A 17,796-nucleotide genomic window follows, 5' to 3' on the forward strand; every position below is an offset into this window, starting at 1 on the left:
TAGGTTTAGCATCCAAACTCCGCTCCCATCTAAAGCTGAGTTGATTGCAAAAAAGCGGAAAGTAAACTAACAAAAAACAAGAAAACATGGCAAAAGCAAATGTAAAAGACCTTCTAGAGGCTGGTGTACACTTCGGTCACATGACCAGAAAGTGGAACCCAAATATGGCTCCATACATTTTCATGGAGAAAAACGGTATTCACATTATCGACTTACATAAAACAGCTGTTAAATTGGACGAAGCTTGTAGCGCTTTGGAAAAATTAACTTCTGCAGGTAAAAAAGTTCTTTTCGTAGCTACTAAAAAGCAAGCGAAAGAAGTAGTAGCAAAACACGCTGCTGAACTTAACATGCCTTATATCACAGAAAGATGGCCAGGAGGAATGTTGACCAACTTCGTAACTATCAGAAAAGCGGTTAAAAAAATGAACGCTATCGATAAAATGAAGAAAGATGGAACATTCGAAACTTTGTCTAAAAAAGAAAGATTACAAGTAGATCGTCAAAGAGCAAATCTTGAGAAAAACTTAGGATCTATCGCAGACATGGTTCGTCTTCCTTCAGCTATTTTTGTAGTTGACATCATGAGAGAACACATCGCAGTTACAGAAGCTAAAAAATTGGGTATCCCGGTTTTTGGTATCGTAGATACGAACTCAGATCCAAGAAAAGTGGATTTTGTAATCCCAGGAAATGATGATGCTTCCAAGTCTATCGATATGATTCTTTCTGTAGTAGCAGATGCTGTTAAAGAAGGTCAGTCTCAAAGAAAAGCAGAAAAAGAAAAATCTAAAGAAGAAGGCGAAAAAGTTTCTGCTGATGCAGATGCAGACTTTGATGCAGAATAATTAGAAATTTTTCTATCATATAAAAGCGGTTCAATTAATTTGAATCGCTTTTTTTATTTGAATTGATTTGAGTTTATCGTACCAATTTGTTAGGTTTGGGCGCCTTTATCCGCCTTCCGCTCCCAATCTTTTCACTCCACTCCGTTCCGTAAAAAGGATTTTCGCTCAAGTCGGGGCGCAGATTCTATTTTCAATCCATATTCGTTAATGAATAGAAACAAAAACCCTTTCAAAGTTTTAAACTCTGAAAGGGTTTTATTTTTATTGAAAGATTATCCTTTAACCTTTGAATTCGCCCATGGCGATAAATTTATCTTGTCTTTCTGCAACCACTTTTTCAGTAGGCAATTTAGAAAGTGTTTTGATGTCTTTTAAGATCACTTTTTTCACATTTTCGAAAGTTGCGGCATAATCATAATGCGCACCACCAAGCGGTTCTGGGATAATGGCATCAATAAGCTTTTGTTTTAGCATATCTTCACCGGTTAGTTTCATGGTATTGGCTGCTGTTTCTTTGTATTCCCAGCTTCTCCACAGGATAGCAGAGCAGTTCTCTGGCGAAATAACAGAATACCAGGTGTTTTCCAGCATATAAACTTTATTACCTACACCAATGCCTAACGCGCCACCACTGGCACCTTCGCCAATAATAATGGTGATAATAGGTGTTTTTAGCTGGCACATTTCGTAGATATTTCTGGCAATCGCCTCACCTTGTCCGCGTTCTTCGGCTTCCAGTCCAGGATAAGCGCCTGGTGTATCAACAAAAGTAACAACAGGAATATTGAATTTCTCTGCCAGTTTCATCAGCCTCAACGCCTTTCTGTAACCTTCGGGGTTAGACATCCCAAAACGTCTGTGCTGGCGTTCTTTAGTCGTTCTACCTTTCTGTGTGCCAATCAGCATAACGGTATTACCACTGATGCTGGCAATACCGCCAATCATCGCAGGATCATCACCAAAATTCCTGTCGCCGTGCAGTTCTACAAAACTTCCCTCATCTGCCAATCCATTGATATAATCCAATGTATATGGCCTGTCCGGATGTCTAGAAAGCTGTACTCTTTGCCACGGTGTAAGATTACCATATATTTTTTTCTTGGTATCTTCTATTTTATTTTTGATTTTTTTGCAGGATTCATCTACATCTATTCCGCTTTCTGTGCCCAGCTGGACGCATTTTTCGTATTGTTCGATGAGTTCCTGTACAGGTTGTTCAAATTGTAAATACTCCATAAGATGTTTGGCTTAAACCAGTCCAAAAATAGTCTTTTTTTTTGAATTATTTTTAAAGTTTCCAGGAGCCATCTATTGATCATTTCAATCTTTAAATAATCAATATGAACTCACTTAAGATTTTTTTATTGATTTGAATGAACAGCTTTTTCTATTCTTGCAAGCGTTTCTTCTTTCCCTATGATATTCATAATGTCCGGTACGTCTGGGCCTTTAAGCTCACCAACCAACGCAAGGCGAAGCGGCATCATGACTTTCCCCATTCCCAAAATATGCTTTTCAGCAAAATGATGAATCGTTTCTTTAAGAACTTCAGGTTCAAAATTTTCTAATGTGGCAAGCTCCGCAGACAAATTAGAGAGTGTTGCAGATGTAGTATCGTTCCATGCTTTTTTTAGGGCTTTCTCATCGTAGGAAGTAGGTGCCTCGAAAAAGAATTTTCCATCATTGTAGATATCTGTTACAAAAGTGGCTCTTTCTTTCATCAAGGAAATAATTCTAAGCAATTTCATATCTGACAAACCAAAATGAGTGACGCCGTCAATCTCTTTTAACAAAGCTAAAACATCTTCGTCCGATTTCAGTTTCAGATACTCATGGTTAAACCATTTGGCTTTTTGAGGATCAAATCTTGCGCCTGCTTTATGGACTTTGTGCAAGTCAAATTCAGCAATCATCTCATCCATGGAGACAATCTCTTTATCGTTGGCGGGTGTCCAACCCAATAGCGCTGTCATATTGATAAAAGCTTCTGGGAAATAGCCGGATTCTTTGTAGCCTTTCCAGATCTCACCACTTTCAGGATCTTTGAAATCCATTGGAAAAACCGGGAACCCAAATTTGGCGCCATCTCTTTTGCTTAATTTTCCTTTGCCCTCTGGCTTTAGGATTAATGACAGATGCGCAAATTCCGGTGCTTCCCATCCCATAGCTTCGTACAGTAAAACGTGTAGTGGCATTGATGGCAACCATTCTTCCCCGCGGATAACGTGGGAGATTTTCATTTCATAATCATCTACAACGTTAGCAAAATGATAAGTTGGCATGCCGTCATTTTTAATCAAAACTTTGTCATCCAGCGTACTGGTATTCACAGTGAAATTACCTCTAATAATATCCTGAAGATGCAAAACGCGATCCACCGGCATCTTGAAACGCACTACATAAGGCACTTTATCATCCAAAAGTTTCTGAACTTCTTCCTGGGAAAGTGATATGCTGTTCCTCAATTGCTGCCTAGTCTGGTAATTGTAAGAGAAAACATCACCTTTGGCTTCAAATTCTTTACGGATGTTGTCCAGTTCTTCTGGCGTGTCGAAAGCTAGATAGGCATAGTCTGTTGTAAGGATTTGCTCTTTGTACCGGTCATAGATATCTCTTCTTTCCGACTGGCGGTATGGGGCATAAGGTCCTCCGATTTTGGGACTCTCATCAGGTATGATACCGCACCAGTCGAGGGATTGCATAATGTAATCTTCGGCACCTTCTACATATCTTGCAGTATCTGTATCTTCGATTCTTAGAATGAACTCTCCACCTTGGTTTTTTGCAAAAAGGTAATCGTATAATGCTGTTCTTACACCGCCAAGGTGTAATGCGCCCGTTGGACTTGGTGCAAATCGCACTCTTACTTTCTTCATTTTAAAAAATTGTTGTGCAAAATTAATAAATTTTTAACCGTTTAAGGGATTCGAGTTTGGTTAATCGTCAAGTAAATCATTATTTTTGACAGTCAAATTGATGACTATCTTAGAAATTGGAGAATAGCCTTGGGGTAAATATTATGTGTTGGCAGGTGAGCCTAACTAAAAACTTCAAAGAATAGAGGTAAACCCTGGTCAGAAATTATCTTACCAATACCATTACAAGAGACAGGAGCAATGGACGATCATAGAAGGCCATGCTACAATTGTGTTGGATGATGTAGAAATTCCGTTGGCTTATGGGCAAAGCATATTCATTCCGCAAGGTGCCAAGCACAGGATCATGAATCTTACAGACCAGCCCGTTGTTTTCATCGAAGTGCAGACTGGTACTTACTTTGGAGAAGATGATATTGTGAGGTTGGAGGATGATTATGATAGAAGTTGATTAAAAATATGTTAATATGAAAATAACTTTAAGTATTTTATGTATAGTATTTTGTAATATTATTCTTTTTGCCCAGAGTATAATTGCCGGAAAAGCTTTTGTAAATGAAAGAAAATATTATTCTGAGAATCGTCAATATTATTTAGTGTTCCAGAATGATGGCAATTTGGTGATGTATAATAAAAATCGTTCTTCTGTATGGGATTCTAAAACTACAAATAAAGGAATGAGAGCAGAGTTTCAAAGGGATGGTAATCTGGTCGTTTACAATAGTTCCGGAGTTCCTGTATTTAGTACGAATACAAATGGAAGAGGAAATAGCTTAATAGTTCAAAATGATGGAAATGTTGTAATATACGGCAACAGAAACAGTGTTGTTTGGGCATCTAAAGATAATGGAAGCAGTCAATCCGGAAATTATAATACGGGTATTATATATAAAGACAAAAGGATTATTAAAAACAGTAAGATATATTCTGAAAATGGAGAATATTATTTAACCTTTCAGACGGATGGTAATTTAGTTGTATATTATAAAAATTCAACATCTCCATTTTGGGCTTCTAATACTGTTGGAGTAGGAAACAGAGCTATATTTCAATCGGATGGTAATCTGGTTGTTTATGATAAATCGAATCGCGCGGTTTTTAATACCAATACAAGTAATAAAAACTCAGATCGACTTGTAATCCAGAATGACGGGAATCTTGTTATTTATAACACTTCTGGTGCTTCTGTTTGGGCTACGAGATAAAATAGTGTGTATTGAAAATTATGTTGTTTAATTTTCAATAAATCTTAATAATATTAGTACTAATATTATTTAGCCTTTCCCAGAGATTACATAGCAGTCAATAAATATATATTACATTTGTTTAGGATAAATTTTTTTTATGAGTATTAAGTTGATTTTTGATGTAGAAGTTATTGGAAACTCTTTCCGGATAAATGAAACGGGAATTTTTAGGGTCGCGTATGAGTTGTTTAGTCGTCTAAATAGTCATCAGGAGATAAGAATGCTACATTCAAATTTTAATTTCAATAATCATAGACAAACCAATGAAAAAATAAATCATTTTTTTGAAGAAAAGAATTTAATCATCCCTAACGTTAATAATTGCGATAGAGTAAAGTTCATACCATTTAGAAAAGAAAAACTATTTAAGTTTTTTTATAAAAAACTGGGTATAACTGATTATAAAATTAGTTATAATGAATCAATTAATGATTCGCAAATATACCACTCCGTTTATTATCCCCTACATGAGAGCTTGAATACTTACCCTCATTTAAAAAAAATTGTTACAATTCATGATTTGATCCCTATTTTGTATCCCCAGTATAACGAAAATACAGAACTTCTCAAAAATACAATACAAAGTATAGGTAAGGATAATTATGCAATTTGTGTTTCAGATAATACAAAAAAAGATCTGCTAGAGTATGCACCTTATTTAGATCCTGACAAAATTTTTGTGAGTAAGTTAGCGGCATCTTCGGATTTATTTTATCAATGCTGTGATGCTGAAAAAATTGAAAGAATTCGGGAAAAATATGGCCTTCCTAAAAAATATTTTTTAAGTTTAAGTACTTTGGAGCCACGTAAAAATATTGATCATGTGATTAAATGTTTTATCAAGTTTGTTAAAGAATATAATATACAAGATCTAAGTTTGGTACTGGTAGGCTCAAAAGGTTGGGATTTCGATAAGATATTTAACGAGTATGATGCAGCGCAAACCCTCAAAGACAAAATTATTATTACAGGACGTATACCAGACGAAGATTTGGCAACTATCTATAGTAATGCAGAGGCTTTTTTTTATATGTCTTTTTACGAAGGTTTTGGTTTACCCCCGTTAGAAGCCATGCAATGTGGTACCGCAACTGTGGTTTCTAATGTGTCATCTTTGCCAGAGGTTGTAGGTGATGCAGGAGTACTTCTTGATCCCCAAAACCAATCCCAGCTTATAGAAGAAATGTGGAAGCTTTATAGTGATAAAGATTATAGAAATGATCTTGGGAAACGTGCGTTAGAAAGATCAAAATTTTTTTCTTGGGATAAAACTGTTGCAGAGCATATAAATATCTACAAAAAGATTCTTCATTTTTAATACATTTGTTGATAAATTATTAATTTCTTGAAGAAGCGCATTCTTTATTTCATGCCAGATAACCCAGTTTCTGGTAAAGCTGGTAATACTGCAAGGCTTAATCAGTTGCTTTCATTCTTTAATGATTGTGACAATTTGGATGTTCATTACGTTTCTTTAAAAGATTGGGGAATGTGGAAATCCATTGATTTACAGCTATTTGAAACCAAATATCCAAATGTAAAATTGCATCTTCTGGATAAAAAGCACAAAAATAATTTTTTTAGGTATTTTTTCCTTTATAAAATTCCTTATCTGTTTAAACAAAATTCAATTGATCTTACGAGCTATATCCTACGAAAGGAATTTCGTGATATTTTTTTTAGTTTTGGTCATTTTGATACAGTTTTGATAAGTTATGCTTCATGGGGTAGATTAATTGATAAGTTGGATGAAAAATCATATAAAATAATTGATACTCATGATTTTATTACTGCTCAAAATAATAAGAAGGGTAATTTAATTGGAAAAATGTTCCAAGATGAGATGAATATCCTAGATCAATATGATGAGATATGGACTTATTCTATTGAGGAGGAATATATTTTTGAACAATTTACAAATAAGAAAGTGGTATTGATGCCTGTTTCTTATCCTCAGAAATTCATTTGTAATTCCGGAAATTATAAATATGATGTTTTATATGTCGCCAGTGAAAATCCTCATAACATAAAGGGAATTACTTGGTTTCTTGATAATGTTTTACCGTACTTGAACAATATCCAAATTCATATAATAGGAAAAATTGGAAATACAATAAAAAATGAATATTCTAATGTTGTAAAATATGGAGTGGTTGATGACTTGGAGGATTTCTATAACAATGCAAGAATGGTAATCTGTCCAATGTTAAGTGGAACAGGTGTGAAGATTAAAGTCCTAGAAGCTTTATCTTTCGGGTTGCCTGTAGTTACTAATAGAAGAGGAGTTGATGGCTTGATCAACAAAAGGAATAATGGTTGTATAGTGACGGAAGACCCCAAAGAATTTGCTGAAGCTATTGAAAAATTGATCTTTGACAATAAGCTATACGAACTTATTAGATCAGAAGGAATTTCCTATTTTACCGAAAATCATAATTTGGAAAATGAAAAAGAATTAATAAATCTATCTTTACAAAAAAAAGTTTGAAAAGAAGAATCCTCATAGACCTCGAACGTTTGCGTTATCCCAACTCTGGGATTGCATTTGTATTTAGAAATCTTGCTAAGGGATTATTACAGTCAAAGTCAGGTTTGTCTTATGACTTTTACGGTCCAGAAAAAGAACTGAATTGTTTTTTAAAACCCAAACATATTGTTAAACGATTATTCTGGCATAAGATGGTTGATTTTTTTAGTTCGACTTATGATTTAATCCATGTCAGCCATCAGCTTTCACCTTATTTCAAAAAGAATTATAAGACTTGCAAAAAATTGGTTACCCTGCACGATCTTAATTTCTTGCATGAGGATTTGCCTGTTCGGAAAAAAGGTAAAATGCTGAAGAAAGTGAATAGAAGCCTAAGGTATGCAGATGCCATAGTCTGTATTTCCAATTTTGTCAAAAATGATTTTGAAAAAAATAGGCACCTTCTGGATCTTCAAAAACTAAAGACTGTGGAAGTGATTTATAACGGGCTGATTTTTCCGGAAGAAAGGCAATACGATCTGAAACAGTTTTCCGATTTGGGTAATAGAAAATATTTTCTTAACATCGGTGTGCTTTTTAACAAAAAAAATCAACTGGCATTGGTGAAAATGCTGCAGTTTGTAGAAGAAGATTTGGTACTTGTTGTCTCGCAAAGTAATAAGAATTATGAGGAAGAAGTACTGTCATTCATTCAGCAAAATAACTTGGGAAGCAGGGTTCATATACTCAGAAATGTTACCAATGAAGAAAAGTATGCCCTCTTACAAAACTGCGAAGCACTTTTGCAGCCCTCTTATGCCGAGGGTTTTGGGATTCCTCCGATAGAGGCGATGTATTTTGGGAAACCTGTATTTTTGTCGACATTTACCAGTCTGCCGGAAGTTGGTGGAGATCTGGCGTATTTTTTCCATGATTTTGAGCCAATGTCGATGGCAGATGTTGTGAAGGACGGTCTCATAAAATACAAAACCCAACCGGAACTGAAAAAACAGTTGACCAATTGGGCTCTTAAGTTTGATTACAAGATTATGGCTAAACAATACAACGACTGTTATGAGCGTTTACTGAAAGTTTAGGTGTTAAACTCCAAAACTGTTTTCTCTATAATTTTCACACAATCCAAAAGTTGGTCTTCGGTAATAACCAAAGGCGGCGCCAATCGGATGATATTGCCATGGGTTGGTTTGGCAAGGAGGCCGTTATCTTTCAGTTTTAGGCAAATATTCCAGGCAGTTTTGCTTTCAGGCGTGTCATTAATAAGGATCGCGTTTAAAAGGCCTTTTCCTCTTACCGCGGTAATTAAATCTGTTTTTTCTATCAGTTTCTCAATCTCGGAACGGAATAATTTTCCCAATTCTTCAGCTCTCTCAGATAACTGTTCATCTTCCACAACATCCAAAGCTGCAACAGCCACCGCGCAGGCGATAGGATTTCCTCCGAAGGTTGAACCATGTTGCCCAGGCTTGATAACGTTCATAATATCATCATTTGCCAAAACGGCAGAAACCGGATACATCCCGCCAGATAACGCTTTCCCGAGGATCAAAATGTCGGGCTGAACATTCTCATGATAACAGGCAATGAGTTTTCCGGTCCTTGCAATTCCGGTTTGTACTTCATCGGCAATAAAAAGAACATTGTGTTTTTTGCAAAGTTCCGATGCGGTTTTCAGATAACCTTCATCGGGAACAAATACGCCAGCCTCACCTTGAATAGGCTCCACCAAAAATGCCGAAATGTGCTGCGCTTCGTTGGTTAAAACCTCTTCAAGAGCGGTTAAATCATTAAAAGGGATTTTTATAAAGCCTGGTGTAAAGGGACCGTAATTTTGATTGGCATCAGGATCATTGGAGAAAGAGACAATTGTAGTGGTTCTCCCGTGGAAGTTATTTTCGCAAACGATAATTTTTGCTGCATTTTCAGCAATTCCTTTCACTTCGTAGCTCCATTTTCTGGCTAATTTTACAGCTGTTTCTACAGCTTCTGCACCCGAATTCATAGGGAGGACTTTGTCAAAACCGAAAAGCGTTGTTATTTTCTTCTCGTATTCACCTAGTTTATTATTGTAAAATGCCCTGGATGTCAAGGCCAGTTTTTGAGCCTGATCTGTCAAAGCCCTGACGATTTTTGGATGCGAATGACCTTGGTTGACAGCCGAATAAGCGGAGAGGAAGTCGTAATATTTCTTTCCTTCCACATCCCAAACATACACGCCTTCGCCCTTTTCCAAAACTACAGGAAGCGGGTGGTAATTGTGTGCACCATGTTGGTTTTCTAACTCAATAAAATATTGTGAAGACTTGTTTTCCATAAAAATATTTTTTCAAAAATAACGAATTTGATAGCTATAATGCTAATAAAAATGCCCAACTTATAAAGTCAGGCATTTTATCTTTAAGGATAATATTTCTTAGATATTATTATCAAAATTTTTGTCCATTACAAAAGTTTCCATAAATTTTGTAGTGTAGTTTCCTGCTACAAAATCCTCATTTTCCAATAGTTGTCTGTGGAAAGGGATGGTTGTTTTCACACCTTCGATGTAGAATTCTTCCAAGGCACGTTTCATTTTTGCAATCGCCTCTTCTCTGGTCTGCGCCGTTACGATTAGTTTTGCAATCATAGAATCGTAATTAGGTGGAATAGAATATCCGGAATAAACATGCGTGTCAACTCTCACACCATGACCGCCGGGGATATTTAATTCTGTAATTCTGCCTGGAGAAGGTCGGAAGTCAGCATAAGGATCTTCTGCATTAATTCTACACTCGATCGCATGCATTTTTGGATAATAATTCCTACCGCTAATCGGTGTGCCTGACGCCAACAAAATCTGCTCACGAACCAGGTCATAATCTACTACCTGCTCGGTAATAGGATGTTCTACTTGGATCCGGGTATTCATCTCCATAAAGTAGAAGTTCCTGTGTTTATCAACCAAGAATTCAATTGTTCCAACTCCTTCGTATCCAATGAATTCTGCTGCTTTTACCGCTGCAGCGCCCATTTTTTCACGAAGTTCGTCTGTCATAAAAGGAGACGGCGTTTCTTCTATCAATTTCTGGTTTCTTCTCTGTACAGAGCAGTCCCTTTCTGAGAGGTGACATGCTTTGCCAAACTGGTCTCCAGCCACCTGAATCTCAATGTGACGAGGTTCTTCGATCAGTTTTTCCATGTACATCCCACCGTTTCCGAAGGCTGCTACAGCTTCCTGAATGGCAGAGTCCCAGTGATCTTTCAGGTCTTCTTCTTTCCAGACGGCTCTCATCCCTTTTCCGCCACCACCTGCCGTAGCTTTGATCATCACAGGATAACCAATTTCTTTGGCAGTTACTTTAGCATCTTCATAAGAATCGATTAGGCCGTCAGATCCGGGAACACAAGGGATGCCGGCAGCTTTCATTGTTGCCTTGGCTGTTGCCTTGTCACCCATTTTTTCGATCTGTTCTGGCGTGGCACCTATAAATTTGATCCCGTTTTTTGCACAGATTCTTGAGAAATTTGCATTTTCCGAAAGGAAACCATATCCCGGATGGATGGCATCTGCATTGGTAATCTCTGCAGCGGCAATAATGTTAGGGATTTTCAGGTAGGAGTCTTTGCTCATTGGAGGGCCAATGCACACAGCCTCATCAGCAAAACGCACATGTAGGCTGTCTTTGTCGGCCGTAGAGTAGACCGCTACTGTTTTTATGCCCATTTCTTTGGCAGTCCGCAAAATACGCATGGCAATCTCGCCACGGTTTGCGATCAATATTTTTTTGAACATCTTAAATATGGTTTGAAATTTGAAAATTTGAAATTTGAAATTGATTTTGTGATCAATTATCAATCATCATAAATCAATTATAATTAAGATGGATCAACTAAGAATAGCGGTTGGTCATATTCTACCGGAGAAGAATCTTCTACCAATATTTTTACAATTTTTCCGCTGATTTCTGATTCTATCTGGTTGAAAAGTTTCATTGCTTCAATTACGCAAACCACTTTACCTTCTGTAACAGAGTCACCTACGTTAACAAAAACGTCTTTGTCTGGTGATGGCTTTCTGTAGAAAGTACCAATCATAGGAGACTTGATGGTGATGTATTTGCTGTCATCTGCAGTGTTTGCAGTTTCAGAACTTGCAACGGGAGCTGCTACAGGCGTTACTGCCGGAGCCGCTGCCGGCTGATAGGCTACCTGAGGCGTTACATAGCTTACAGGTTCTCCACCCAGCGGTGTTTTGATATAGATTTCGAAGTCTTTATTTTTATATTTAACTTCGGAAACACCTGCCTTTGCAACAAATCTTACAAGATTCTGAATGTCTTTTATATCCATATAATTTTTAAATTGTTTTGAACGCCAAATATAATAAAAAACCACTCAAATTGATAAAATCCGAGTGGTTTTTTATGCTAAGTATAAGATTATCAAAGATAGATCTTAGTTTTCTTCTGTTGTTTCTACAGTTTTCTCTAATACAACTTTTCCTTTGTAATAAAGTTTTCCTTCATGCCAGTGCGCTCTGTGATACAAGTGTAGTTCACCAGTCGTAGCATCTTTTGCCAACTGTGGCGCTACAGCTTTGTAGTGAGTTCTTCTTTTATCTCTTCTTGTAGACGACTGTCTTCTCTTAGGATGTGCCATTGTAAATTATTTTAAAAAAATTCTAAAGAATTATATTGTTATTATCTTAATTATTGTCTTTTAATTTTTTCAAAGCTGCCCAACGCGGGTCTATGCTTTGTTCCTCTTCTTCTTCAACTATTTTTGGACTGTATTGGTCAAGTAACTTTTGGTACTCGTCATTATCACTTACCGATGGTGCCAGTTTCTTCATGGGAATGGCAAGCACTACGGCTTCGTAGATAAGGTTGGCGATATTAAACTCGCTGTCTTTATGAGGAATAGTGATGATGTCTTCGTTACTGTCATCATATTCTTCACCAAATTTTACAAGAACTTTTATATCATTACTAATGTTTTCGGAAAACTCATCATTGCTGATGTCGCAAATTAATTGCACCGTTCCGGAAACATTAATGTAGAACTCCAAAAAAGTGGTGTGTTTGTCCAGATGAACGGTTACCTCTATTTTTGGGTTAAAAAACTCCTGCTCAGTCTCAAATAAATCAAAGAACGCTTGATTGATCTCAAATTTGAAATCATGCTTTCCGGTTTTTAGACCAGAAAAAGCAATATCGTAGTTTCTAAATCTGTCCATAAAAATGGTGTGCAAAAATAATTTATTTTTTTTAAATAACAAAATCTTTTTGGAAATACTTGACTTGCAAAAAATTACTTCCTTTATTTTGCCTTATTCAGTCACGGTTGGCAGGTCTTCGTCAACACCGTTTTTCAGGTGTGTGGATTTGGGACGCAGTCGGTTGGCCATTAAGTCCTGATATTCTGTCCTGTTGTTAAATATTTTAATGGCAGTAAAAATAGCTTCGGAAAAAGAGGTCTCGTCTGCCAGGTTTTTTCCCGCAATGTCATAAGCCACACCATGATCCGGCGATGTCCTGATAAAAGGCAATCCCGCAGTGTAGTTAACGCCATCTTCATAAGCAATGGTTTTGAAAGGTGCCAATCCCTGATCGTGATACATGGCCAAAACAGCATCGAAGGCGCGGTATTTTTCTGGTTGGAAAAAACTGTCCGCCGGATAAGGGCCAAATGCCATGATGTCTTGATCAAACAATTCCCGTATTGCCGGTTCTATAGTTTCGATTTCTTCCCTTCCGATGGCGCCGCCATCCCCGGCATGTGGGTTGAGACCCAGAACCGCAATTTTTGGTTTTTCTACGCAAAAGTCTTCTTTAAGCGTAGAAACCAGCTGTTTGATTTGTTTTTTGATTTTCTCTTTAGAGATATTGGCGGCAATTTCAGATACCGGAATGTGGTGTGTGGATACTGCTACTTTGAGGTCGTCTGTCACCATGAACATGACGGCTTTTTTCTGTGCCTTTTCTTCAAAATAACCGGTGTGCCCAGGGTGCGAAAAACCAAACTTCATCATCTCATCTTTGTTGATAGGAGCTGTCACCAGGACATCTATTTCATTTTTGAGAAGAGCTTCTGTAGCGGCATCCAAGGATGCAATGGCCATCTTGGTTGATTCTTCGGTTGGTATGCCAAATTCTATGGTGCTGTTTTCTTTGGTAAGGTTCACCATATTAATCTTGCCGTTCTGTGCTTCTGTGGCAGAATTAATATAATTAAAATTAGTCTGTAGCTTAAAAACATTCTTCTGATAGGTGAAGAGTTTTCCTGAACCAAAAATAATGGGCGTGAAAAAGTCGGTGATGCTTTTGTCTTTCAGAGATTTTAAAATGATCTCGGGTCCGATGCCATTGAAGTCACCGATGGAAATTCCTACTCTGATTTTATGATGTTTGGAGCTCATTTGTTTATCTTTGAAGATTAAAAGAATTGTACAAATTTACAATTTTTTAGGATAGGATTAAAGTTAGAAGTGATTATCAATAGGCCAGCAAACCCGGAAATGCAAAATTTTATATAATCCAAACTATAAGTTGGGTTGTAAAAGTATGACCATTGAGTGGGTTGGATCTGGAAAGGTCTTATGCAGACAAAGCCCATAGCCCCGATAGAAGCGGCATCCTTTTTTTGCGATGGCTTGCAAAAGGCGGAGGCAAAAAAGATACAGCGGATAGCGGGATCAAGCTCCTAAAAAATTTGAGAAATATTAGAAATAACATGTTTACAGGAATTATAGAAGCGACAGGGAAAGTCGAAAAAATTGAAAAAAACGAAGGTAATATTGATTTTACATTAAGCTGCCCGTTTACGCAGGAACTGAAAATAGACCAAAGTCTGGCGCACAACGGCTGCTGCCTAACGGTGGTGGAAGTGAACAGTGATTCTTATAAAGTGACGGCGATTAACGAGACGCTTGAGAAAACCAATCTCGGGTTTTGGAAAGAAGGAACGGAAGTGAATTTGGAACGTTGTTTGAGGTTCGAAGGCAGGCTGGATGGTCATATTGTACAGGGGCATGTGGACAAAACTGGGAAAGTAGAAAGTATAGAGGATCGCGATGGTAGCTATTTTATCACGGTTTCTTACGAAGAATCTGCAGATTATACCACGGTGCCGCAAGGTTCTGTAACGATGAACGGGACGAGCCTGACGGTGGCGGCAAGTGGCGATAACCGTTTCTCTGTGGCGATCATCCCTTATACCTGGGAATTTACCAATATGAAACATTTGAAGCCTGGCGATGTGGTAAATCTGGAATTCGATATTATCGGGAAATATGTTGCCAAGCTTTTGCAGTCGCCGATGGCTAATCTTTTGCAGAAATATCAATAAAAGATTTGATGCATAATCACCGATGAAAAATAAACACATTTGAAAACACACCATGCCATTAAGCGAATATAAAGGTTACAGGTTAAGGAATAGGGTATTTATAGGGTTTTTGGCGATCTGCCTGCTCAGTGTGGCAACGTCGGCGGTTTTGTCATTTGTCATTCTGAGGGACAATGCCAAAATGCAGAGCAAGACGGATATGCAGAACAAATCTGAAGCACTAATGTCTTCCTTGGATTATGCGCTAAGCCATACCCAAGTGCAAACCAAACAAATACCGGAAGTCTTGGATAACAAGATTTATGAGATTGCCGATATCAATAAGCATGATATTGTCATCTATGATCTTCAGGGAAATTATCTGCTATCCAATAAGGATCCGAACCTTGTAGCACAGAAAAAAATCCCGGCTTCAATTATTAAGGCAATCAAGAGAAACGGGAAACGCTATGATGACAAGTCTTATGATAATAAGCTGAATGCCACGGTCATATCTTCCTATATGGTTCTCAAGAATAATATGCTGGAAGATATTGCTTACGTCTATTTTCCTTACTATCATAATGAGAGTGCTTATATGGATGTGTTCAAACATTATTTTGCATACATCATTGGTGTTAATCTGCTTATAGTGCTGTTTGGTATCTGGCTCAGCTGGATTATCTCCAACAACTTAACTGATGCCATTACTAGGTTTACATCTATGATCAGCAAGATTAACCTGTTTGATAAAGATCTGAGGCCTATCAAATATTATAAAAACGATGAGCTGAATGCCTTGGTAAAATCGTATAATAAAATGCTCTCCGAAATTGCAGATCAAAGGGAACGTTTGAGTTATATAGAGAAACAGGCGGCATGGCAGGAGATGGCCAAGCAGGTAGCGCATGAGGTGAAAAATCCATTGACGCCTATGAAGCTCATGATGCAGAATTTTGAACGGAAATTTGATCCCAACGATCCCAATATAGCCGCCAAAGTGAAGGGTCTTAGTGAAGTGATTATTGGGCAGATAGATGTCATCAGCCGAGTGGCGAATGCGTTTTCAGAATTTGCACAGTTACCGCAGCGTCATGATGAGGAAATCTCCCTCAATAAAGAAGTGAGAAATGTCCTAACGATCTTTAGCGACGAAAATGTGTTTGTTCATGCCAGTCACGATGACATCCGGATGAAGATTGATAAATCTTACCTAACCCGCATTATCACCAATCTTGTGACCAATGCCAGCCAAGCCAAGGCAGACGACAGAAAATCGGTGATTAACGTAGATCTGGAGAAAATCGAAAAACGCATCAGGATCACGGTAGAAGATAATGGTATTGGCATCCCGCATGATCAGCTGGATAAGATTTTTGACCCTAATTTCACTTCCAAAAACAGCGGAATGGGGATCGGTTTAACAATGGTGAAAAGAATGGTAGAAGACTACAACGGGACAATTACCGTGCTGTCTACGGTGGATAAGGGTGCGATTTTTACCATTTCTATGCCTTCTAAATTTATAGATGAAAGCGTTCCGATTCCAGCAGTTTGATATCCGGCAAAGCAAAGACGTTTTCCGGGTTGGGACAGATGCGGTGCTTCTTGGTGCTTTGGCAGATGTTTCCCATGCAAAGCAAATTCTTGAAGTGGGTACAGGAACAGGGATTATTTCCTTGATGCTCGCACAAAGAAATCCACATGCTCATTTTACAGCAATAGACATCAATCCGAAGGCTGTCACACTATCACAAGAAAATTTTTCAGCATCGCCTTTTTCCGGTCGGATGGATGTGGAATGTGTTGATTTCAAAACAATGAAACCAGATGAAAAATATGATTTCATTGTTTCCAATCCGCCATATTTTGAGATTAACACTTCTTCCAAAGATGTTTTGGCAAGGCAAAGGCTGGAGTTGGATTTCTCGGATTTAATTAGAAAATCTTCCGAATTGCTCTCGGCTGATGGATTGTTTTCCGTCATAATTCCCATCTCTTATGAACCGGAATTTACAGGGATATGTTATGAAAATTCCTTGTTTATCAATAGAAAAGTCATCATCAAAGGTATCAAAACCGCCGATGCAAAGCGCGTGATTTTAGAATATTCTTTTAATGATAAAGAAGGCAAAATAGAAAATTTTGTCATAGAAAAATCGCCTAGGGTTTATTCTGATGAATATCTTGCGCTGACACAAGATTTCCATCTGTTCAACAAAAAACCTCTCTGAAATTTCAGAAAGGTTCCGTATTTTAAATGCTTTAGAATTTAAATCTAAATTCTAACGGCTCTTATTCAAAAAGTTCTGCCGTATCCAGCACAGAGACCTGTCCGTTTTCGCAACGGATAGCTTCCCCGGGATAGTTCTGGATCATGTGGTAATCATGCGTAGCCATTACCACAGCACAATTGTTTTCTTCTGCCAGGTTTTTGAGCAGCGTCATAATATCGTTGGATGTTTCAGGATCTAGGTTTCCTGTAGGCTCATCGGCAAGTATCAATTGCGGATGATTTAGGAGTGCTCTTGCAATGGCAACACGCTGCTGCTCACCTCCGGATAGTTGGTGTGGCATTTTGTGTTTTTTGGTTTTCATGCCAACACTCGAAAGCACTTCGTCAATCCGGGCTTCCATCTTTATTTTATCAGTCCAGCCGGTGGCCTGAAGTACAAAAAGGAGGTTCTTTTCAATATTCCTGTCGGATAGCAACTGGAAATCCTGAAACACGATTCCTAACTTTCTTCTGAGGTTGGGGATGTCAGACTGTCTTAGTTTTTTGAGGTCAAAACCTGCAACCTGTCCGCTGCCACCCTGTAGAGGTAGTTGGCCGTAAAGCACTTTCAGGAGGGAACTTTTACCCGAGCCGGTTTTCCCAATAAGATAACAGAATTTACCTTTCTTGATGTGCAGGTCGACATCATTCAGTACCGTAAAATTTTTCTGTACAACTTTAGCTTTGCTCAGGTCAATAATGTCGGATCCGGGATCATTTCTGTGTGGCATAATTTTGAAAATTTGTGAATTTCAAAAAT

At 37.8% G+C, this 17,796-nt stretch carries 17 protein-coding genes and 1 pseudogene; 9 read left to right on the top strand and 9 right to left on the bottom strand.

What is annotated here, in order from left to right; translation table 11 throughout:
• Positions 1-86 precede the first annotated feature (86 nt).
• Positions 87-848 carry a 30S ribosomal protein S2 gene (gene rpsB, locus AC00Y6_RS06965; protein ID WP_474489894.1) on the top strand — a complete coding sequence of 254 codons (762 nt, stop codon included), beginning with the start codon at positions 87-89 and terminating at the stop codon, positions 846-848.
• Positions 849-1,127: 279 nt separating this feature from the next.
• Here rpsB and AC00Y6_RS06970 read toward each other — a convergent pair whose 3' ends face one another.
• Positions 1,128-2,084, bottom strand: coding sequence for an acetyl-CoA carboxylase carboxyltransferase subunit alpha (locus tag AC00Y6_RS06970; protein WP_474489895.1), 957 nt, complete (start codon positions 2,082-2,084; stop codon positions 1,128-1,130).
• Positions 2,085-2,209: 125 nt separating this feature from the next.
• Positions 2,210-3,724 carry a glutamate--tRNA ligase gene (gene gltX, locus AC00Y6_RS06975; RefSeq protein ID WP_474489896.1) on the bottom strand — a complete coding sequence of 505 codons (1,515 nt, stop codon included), beginning with the start codon at positions 3,722-3,724 and terminating at the stop codon, positions 2,210-2,212.
• Between the two features lie 145 nt (positions 3,725-3,869).
• Between gltX and AC00Y6_RS06980 the strand changes: the two are divergent.
• From AC00Y6_RS06980 to AC00Y6_RS07000, 5 genes and pseudogenes are all read left to right on the top strand, one after another.
• Positions 3,870-4,175 (top strand): annotated as a pseudogene (locus AC00Y6_RS06980) (phosphomannose isomerase type II C-terminal cupin domain).
• A gap of 16 nt (positions 4,176-4,191) precedes the next feature.
• Entirely contained in the window at positions 4,192-4,929 is a 738-nt protein-coding gene (locus AC00Y6_RS06985; RefSeq protein ID WP_474489897.1) for a hypothetical protein, read from the top strand.
• Positions 4,930-5,068: 139 nt separating this feature from the next.
• On the top strand, positions 5,069-6,289 hold the full coding sequence (locus AC00Y6_RS06990) for a glycosyltransferase family 4 protein (RefSeq protein WP_474489898.1): 1,221 nt from the start codon (positions 5,069-5,071) through the stop codon (positions 6,287-6,289).
• A gap of 27 nt (positions 6,290-6,316) precedes the next feature.
• Complete coding sequence (locus AC00Y6_RS06995) at positions 6,317-7,459, top strand: glycosyltransferase (protein WP_474489899.1); 1,143 nt, start codon at positions 6,317-6,319, stop codon at positions 7,457-7,459.
• Positions 7,456-8,535, top strand: coding sequence for a glycosyltransferase family 4 protein (locus AC00Y6_RS07000; RefSeq protein WP_474489900.1), 1,080 nt, complete (start codon positions 7,456-7,458; stop codon positions 8,533-8,535). The genes AC00Y6_RS06995 and AC00Y6_RS07000 overlap by 4 nt, the downstream gene beginning before the upstream one ends.
• Here AC00Y6_RS07000 and rocD read toward each other — a convergent pair.
• From rocD to pdxA, 6 genes are all read right to left on the bottom strand, one after another.
• Entirely contained in the window at positions 8,532-9,770 is a 1,239-nt protein-coding gene (gene rocD / locus AC00Y6_RS07005; RefSeq protein ID WP_474489901.1) for an ornithine--oxo-acid transaminase, read from the bottom strand. The genes AC00Y6_RS07000 and rocD overlap by 4 nt on opposite strands.
• A 99-nt stretch (positions 9,771-9,869) precedes the next feature.
• Positions 9,870-11,228 (bottom strand): acetyl-CoA carboxylase biotin carboxylase subunit, encoded by a 1,359-nt coding sequence (gene accC, locus AC00Y6_RS07010; protein WP_474489902.1) that lies wholly within the window; start codon positions 11,226-11,228, stop codon positions 9,870-9,872.
• Between the two features lie 83 nt (positions 11,229-11,311).
• A complete protein-coding gene (accB, locus tag AC00Y6_RS07015; protein WP_474489903.1) occupies positions 11,312-11,785 on the bottom strand; it encodes an acetyl-CoA carboxylase biotin carboxyl carrier protein in 474 nt (157 codons plus the stop codon).
• A 105-nt stretch (positions 11,786-11,890) separates the two neighbouring features.
• Positions 11,891-12,094: a 50S ribosomal protein L32 gene (gene rpmF, locus AC00Y6_RS07020; RefSeq protein WP_076781964.1), complete on the bottom strand. Its 204-nt coding sequence runs from the start codon at positions 12,092-12,094 to the stop codon at positions 11,891-11,893.
• Positions 12,095-12,140: 46 nt separating this feature from the next.
• Positions 12,141-12,671: a YceD family protein gene (locus AC00Y6_RS07025; RefSeq protein ID WP_474489905.1), complete on the bottom strand. Its 531-nt coding sequence runs from the start codon at positions 12,669-12,671 to the stop codon at positions 12,141-12,143.
• Positions 12,672-12,764: 93 nt separating this feature from the next.
• Positions 12,765-13,853: a 4-hydroxythreonine-4-phosphate dehydrogenase PdxA gene (pdxA, locus tag AC00Y6_RS07030; RefSeq protein WP_474489906.1), complete on the bottom strand. Its 1,089-nt coding sequence runs from the start codon at positions 13,851-13,853 to the stop codon at positions 12,765-12,767.
• A gap of 314 nt (positions 13,854-14,167) precedes the next feature.
• Between pdxA and AC00Y6_RS07035 the strand changes: the two genes are divergently transcribed.
• The 3 genes from AC00Y6_RS07035 to AC00Y6_RS07045 are packed head-to-tail and all read left to right on the top strand — an operon-like array spanning position 14,168 to position 16,995.
• Positions 14,168-14,782, top strand: coding sequence for a riboflavin synthase (locus AC00Y6_RS07035; RefSeq protein ID WP_474490008.1), 615 nt, complete (start codon positions 14,168-14,170; stop codon positions 14,780-14,782).
• A gap of 52 nt (positions 14,783-14,834) precedes the next feature.
• Complete coding sequence (locus tag AC00Y6_RS07040) at positions 14,835-16,319, top strand: sensor histidine kinase (protein ID WP_474489907.1); 1,485 nt, start codon at positions 14,835-14,837, stop codon at positions 16,317-16,319.
• Positions 16,291-16,995, top strand: a complete 705-nt coding sequence (locus tag AC00Y6_RS07045) for a tRNA1(Val) (adenine(37)-N6)-methyltransferase (protein ID WP_474489908.1) — start codon at positions 16,291-16,293, stop codon at positions 16,993-16,995. The genes AC00Y6_RS07040 and AC00Y6_RS07045 overlap by 29 nt, the downstream gene beginning before the upstream one ends.
• Positions 16,996-17,056: 61 nt before the next feature.
• Here the strand turns inward: AC00Y6_RS07045 and AC00Y6_RS07050 are convergent, their stop codons facing one another.
• Entirely contained in the window at positions 17,057-17,767 is a 711-nt protein-coding gene (locus tag AC00Y6_RS07050; protein ID WP_474489909.1) for a cell division ATP-binding protein FtsE, read from the bottom strand.
• Positions 17,768-17,796: the final 29 nt, after the last annotated feature.

The sequence above is a fragment of the Epilithonimonas sp. genome, from assembly GCF_056329745.1.

Excerpts from the sequence above, each read along its gene's own strand:
- rpsB (WP_474489894.1), top strand. The coding sequence starts at position 87 with ATGGCAAAAGCAAATGTAAAAGACCTTCTAGAGGCTGGTGTACACTTC.
- AC00Y6_RS06970 (WP_474489895.1), bottom strand. The coding sequence starts at position 2,084 with ATGGAGTATTTACAATTTGAACAACCTGTACAGGAACTCATCGAACAA.
- gltX (WP_474489896.1), bottom strand. The coding sequence starts at position 3,724 with ATGAAGAAAGTAAGAGTGCGATTTGCACCAAGTCCAACGGGCGCATTA.
- AC00Y6_RS06985 (WP_474489897.1), top strand. The coding sequence starts at position 4,192 with ATGAAAATAACTTTAAGTATTTTATGTATAGTATTTTGTAATATTATT.
- AC00Y6_RS06990 (WP_474489898.1), top strand. The coding sequence starts at position 5,069 with ATGAGTATTAAGTTGATTTTTGATGTAGAAGTTATTGGAAACTCTTTC.
- rocD (WP_474489901.1), bottom strand. The coding sequence starts at position 9,770 with ATGGAAAACAAGTCTTCACAATATTTTATTGAGTTAGAAAACCAACAT.
- accC (WP_474489902.1), bottom strand. The coding sequence starts at position 11,228 with ATGTTCAAAAAAATATTGATCGCAAACCGTGGCGAGATTGCCATGCGT.
- accB (WP_474489903.1), bottom strand. The coding sequence starts at position 11,785 with ATGGATATAAAAGACATTCAGAATCTTGTAAGATTTGTTGCAAAGGCA.
- rpmF (WP_076781964.1), bottom strand. The coding sequence starts at position 12,094 with ATGGCACATCCTAAGAGAAGACAGTCGTCTACAAGAAGAGATAAAAGA.
- AC00Y6_RS07025 (WP_474489905.1), bottom strand. The coding sequence starts at position 12,671 with ATGGACAGATTTAGAAACTACGATATTGCTTTTTCTGGTCTAAAAACC.
- pdxA (WP_474489906.1), bottom strand. The coding sequence starts at position 13,853 with ATGAGCTCCAAACATCATAAAATCAGAGTAGGAATTTCCATCGGTGAC.
- AC00Y6_RS07035 (WP_474490008.1), top strand. The coding sequence starts at position 14,168 with ATGTTTACAGGAATTATAGAAGCGACAGGGAAAGTCGAAAAAATTGAA.
- AC00Y6_RS07040 (WP_474489907.1), top strand. The coding sequence starts at position 14,835 with ATGCCATTAAGCGAATATAAAGGTTACAGGTTAAGGAATAGGGTATTT.
- AC00Y6_RS07045 (WP_474489908.1), top strand. The coding sequence starts at position 16,291 with ATGAAAGCGTTCCGATTCCAGCAGTTTGATATCCGGCAAAGCAAAGAC.
- AC00Y6_RS07050 (WP_474489909.1), bottom strand. The coding sequence starts at position 17,767 with ATGCCACACAGAAATGATCCCGGATCCGACATTATTGACCTGAGCAAA.